The sequence below is a fragment of the Butyricicoccus sp. AM78-15b2TA genome (genome assembly GCF_027665985.1).
In the GTDB taxonomy this organism is placed as follows: domain Bacteria; phylum Bacillota; class Clostridia; order Oscillospirales; family Butyricicoccaceae; genus Agathobaculum; species Agathobaculum butyriciproducens.
Genome location: NZ_JAQEHY010000016.1, coordinates 1 through 3912 on the forward strand (window position 1 = coordinate 1; position 3912 = coordinate 3912).

Annotated in this window: 4 protein-coding genes; all 4 read left to right on the top strand. The window is 49.2% G+C overall.

Features of this window, described 5'->3' with window-relative positions; all coding sequences use genetic code 11:
• The first annotated feature begins 232 nt into the window (after positions 1-232).
• The 4 genes from PGS25_RS12780 to PGS25_RS12795 all read left to right on the top strand — a co-directional run bounded on the left by PGS25_RS12780 (position 233) and on the right by PGS25_RS12795 (position 3584).
• Positions 233-1093 carry an AraC family transcriptional regulator gene (locus tag PGS25_RS12780; protein WP_270418950.1) on the top strand — a complete coding sequence of 287 codons (861 nt, stop codon included), beginning with the start codon at positions 233-235 and terminating at the stop codon, positions 1091-1093.
• Positions 1094-1229: 136 nt separating this feature from the next.
• Positions 1230-1517: a DUF960 family protein gene (locus tag PGS25_RS12785; protein ID WP_270418951.1), complete on the top strand. Its 288-nt coding sequence runs from the start codon at positions 1230-1232 to the stop codon at positions 1515-1517.
• 30 nt (positions 1518-1547) lie between these two features.
• Positions 1548-2642 (top strand): amidoligase family protein, encoded by a 1095-nt coding sequence (locus tag PGS25_RS12790; protein WP_270418952.1) that lies wholly within the window; start codon positions 1548-1550, stop codon positions 2640-2642.
• Between the two features lie 3 nt (positions 2643-2645).
• On the top strand, positions 2646-3584 hold the full coding sequence (locus PGS25_RS12795; RefSeq protein WP_270418953.1) for a class II glutamine amidotransferase: 939 nt from the start codon (positions 2646-2648) through the stop codon (positions 3582-3584).
• The last annotated feature ends 328 nt before the right edge of the window (positions 3585-3912 follow it).

The window sequence follows — 3912 nt, forward strand, 5'->3', positions numbered from 1 at the left end:
TCGCCGAAAATCATGCGTGCGTTGTGGAATGCGGTGGTGTGGGCCTTGCCCATCCAGCCGGCACCGATCAGACCGATTTTAATTTCCTTGCTCATAAGTATCTTCTCCTTTTGAACGATCGGAAGGTTTCTTGCCTTTCTGTTGTGCCTATGATATCATAAGAGACGAAAGCTGTCACGTGTAATGCGTGCACAAAATATGCAATTTTTGCTCTGACATTAGGGGTGCTGTTATGGATATTCGTCAGCAGGGTGTTATTCGATTTGAACCCGGTATCATAGAAAAAGAAGGGATCTATTTTCATACTGCTTCGGCTTTTGCGCAGCAGCACCTGTTTTATGGTCTCTGGGGTGCACGTTATCTTTGCAGTGCGCCGTACAGCGTGCGCAGAAAACATCTGAACGCATTTTTGATGTTTTACATTCATTCGGGTGAAATGCAGTTCACATATCGGGATCAGACATTCACAGCAAGCGCCGATGATATCGTGCTCATCGACTGCAATTTTCCGCACAACTACTATACAAAGAGAGAGGCGCAGTTCAGCTGGTTTCATTTTCACGGCAATGCCTCACAGGCGTACTGCGATCTTCTGTGGAAGAACAACGGTGCGCTGTTCAGCAAGCAGTATGGCTTGGAGAAGGACTTTCAAAAGATTCTGCAGATGCTGCCACTCGATGCCAATGCAGACGATCGCATGTCGGTCGTCATTCACCATATACTTTCCTCGCTGAATACCCAAGGGCACGCGGCACACAACGTTTCGCCGCAGATACAGGCAGCAAAGAACTGGATGGACGAGCATTTTCATGAAAATATTCAAATAGAAGAAGTTGCTGCGCAGGTATCGCTTAGCCGGTTCTACTTTTCTCGCCGATTTCGCGAGGAAACCGGTTTATCGCCGCATGAGTATCTGCTCAATCTGCGGCTATCCTATGCAAAACTACAGCTTTCAGAATCGGATGACAGCATAGAAGAGATTGCTTATGACTGTGCGTTTTGCTCTGCTTCTAATCTGATTCGTGCATTTAAGAAAAGTACCGGTCTTACACCGTATCAGTTTCGGAAAACTGTATTCATTACAACGCATTGACAGAATAATATGAGAAAAGCATAGCTTGAACCATTTTTTTTCTGTGTTTCCGCCACTTTTGGACATATATTATAGATGTAGAAGCTCCTGGGATATTCTCAGGAGCTTACTTTTTGCCCGAAAGGAGAAAACGAGAATGTTCAACAATCAAAAATTCCTGACGCGCGGCGTGATGACTGAGATTCCATCATGGCTGACAAACCTCATGTGGCACATGGTCTTGACAATGGAAATCGAGGAGAAAGACTACCTGCAGGTATTCAAGCTGACGAAAACACCGACCGGTCAGCATATCGTCCACGAGCAGGAGCAGCCGCCGTACCGTTACGAGCTCGATGTACCGTGCGACGATGCCGTAAATGCCAAGGTGTTTGTCATCGACGATTTGACGCATTCTACTATGTTGCTTGCCGAAGAGTATTAAGTTTTACCAAACGAAATGGAGGAACAGACAATGAGCGAAACAAGAATTTGTGTAAACTGCGGTGCAGAGCACTCGATTGAAGATATGTTTGAAGTGGAAGGTGACTGGCTCTGCGAGGACTGCACGGATCGCCTGACCGTAATCTGCGACCACTGCAACGAACGGATTTATGAGGAAAATGCTGTAGAGGACGATACGCACACGCTTTGCGACCACTGCTTTGATGAGTATTACGTCCGCTGCGAGGACTGCAACCGCATTATTCACCGTGACCGCGCCTATTGGGACAATGACGACAACGCCTACTGCGCATCCTGCTGGGATGAGCACTGCGAGGTTATTCACGAATACAGCTACACGCCAGACCTTGTTTTTCATGGCAAGGGTCTGCGTCATTTCGGCGTTGAGCTCGAAATTGATGACGGCGGCACAGTAACCAGCAACGCGGAGAAGCTGTTAAACATCGCCAATGCTAACGCTGAAAATCTGTACATTAAGACAGACGGCAGTCTGGATGAAGGTCTTGAGCTTGTCACCCATCCGATGACACTTGAGTACCATTTGAACGAAATGCCATGGGCAGAAGTTCTCCGCAAGGCACAGCGCATGGGTTATTTGAGTCACGCTGCCGGCACCTGCGGACTTCACGTTCACATTTCCCGTTTGGCATTCGGCTGTACCTACGAGCAGCAGGAGGCTGCAATTGCGCGGTTGCTCTACTTTGTTGAGAAATTCTGGGCGGAACTGCTGCGATTCAGCCGCCGCACACAGTCCCAGATGAATCGCTGGGCGGCGCGGTACGGCATTCGCCTGACGCCGTCCGAACAGATGAACCACGCAAAAAATTCCTGCGCCGGACGTTACACGGCGGTCAACCTCACGAACGCGGATACGGTCGAAATCCGTATGTTCCGCGGCACTTTGAAACTCAATACTTTGAAAGCCACCTTGCAGATGGTCAACCATCTCGTCGAGGTGGCTGTTTCTATGTCCGACACCGCTGTACAGGAGCTTAGCTGGTTTGATTTTCTGGACGAAATCAAAGAACCGGAGCTGATCCAGTATTTGAAGGAGCGCCGTCTTTACGTTAATGAACCTGTTAATGCCAACACGGAGGAGGCTTAAAATATGTGCAGTTTATTCGGTTTAATCGATTTTAAGGAGTGCCTGAGTACCCATACGAAAAACAAAATTCTGAATACGCTGGCTCGCGAATGTCAGGTGCGCGGCACGGATGCGACCGGTATCGCGTACAACTTCAACGACCGTCTGCGGATTTACAAGCGCCCGATTCCCGCTCGAAAGATGAAGATTCACATTCCGAACGGCGTGAATACCATTATGGGCCACACCCGCATGACAACACAGGGCAATGCGCAGTTTAACCAGAATAACCATCCGTTCCTTGGTTATGTTGACGGCAGCAGCTTTGCTCTCGCGCACAACGGCGTTCTCTGGAACGACAAGGAACTTCGGATGGAAGAAAATCTTCCTACGACGAGCGTGGAAACCGACAGCTACGTCGCAGTGCAGCTTCTCGAACAGCAGAAAACCCTCGACTTTGACAGCCTGAAATCTATGGCTGAAGCGGTCGAGGGTTCATTTGTGTTTACCGTTCTGGATAAGGACAATTCCATCTGGTTCGTCGTCGGAGATAATCCACTGTGCGTCATGTTCTATGATGGCTACCTTATTTACGCCTCGACACAGAAAATTCTCTGCAAGACGCTGAAAAAGCTGCGGTTAAAAGCGCCCACTGATATTCTCGAACCGCAGGAGGGCGAAATCATGAAAATCGACCGCACCGGCCGTATCACTACCGGCACCTTCACACCGCACACGACGTACGAGCACTGGTGGCGCAAATATCCGTTCTACCGCAGCTACTACGAGGACACGCCGACCAGTTATAGCGATCTATTCAGCGTGGCGAAGGCGTTCGGCGTAACCGCCGACGAGGTGCAGGCACTCTTGGACTACGGCTGCTCTGAGGAAGAAATCGAGGAGATGCTGTACAATCCGGAACTCTTTCACGAGATGACCGGCGAACTGCTGTATGCGTACTGATTGAAAGGAGGCGATGCGCATGATTGCACTCAGCCCAATCTTCCAAGCTATCGGCGCAGTGGTTGACCTCATCATCGAGGCCGTCGAGAACTTTTCGGATGACTGAAACGAGGTGAAAGTTTGAACTCAGGCAAAATCATTCTCGGCGTACTGACCGTTATCGGCCTGCTCGCCGACCTCATTGGCGATGATTGAACGCAAAAATACCGACTCTTCCGAGCCGGTATTTTTTGAGCATGTCAATAGGGTATACCCATCTGAAATAGTGAATTTCTATGTCAATAGGGTCGGTTTCGGACTTTTGAAATATGTCAAAATATGCGGTGAC

Excerpts from the sequence above, each read along its gene's own strand:
- PGS25_RS12780 (WP_270418950.1), top strand. The coding sequence starts at position 233 with ATGGATATTCGTCAGCAGGGTGTTATTCGATTTGAACCCGGTATCATA.
- PGS25_RS12785 (WP_270418951.1), top strand. The coding sequence starts at position 1,230 with ATGTTCAACAATCAAAAATTCCTGACGCGCGGCGTGATGACTGAGATT.
- PGS25_RS12790 (WP_270418952.1), top strand. The coding sequence starts at position 1,548 with ATGAGCGAAACAAGAATTTGTGTAAACTGCGGTGCAGAGCACTCGATT.
- PGS25_RS12795 (WP_270418953.1), top strand. The coding sequence starts at position 2,646 with ATGTGCAGTTTATTCGGTTTAATCGATTTTAAGGAGTGCCTGAGTACC.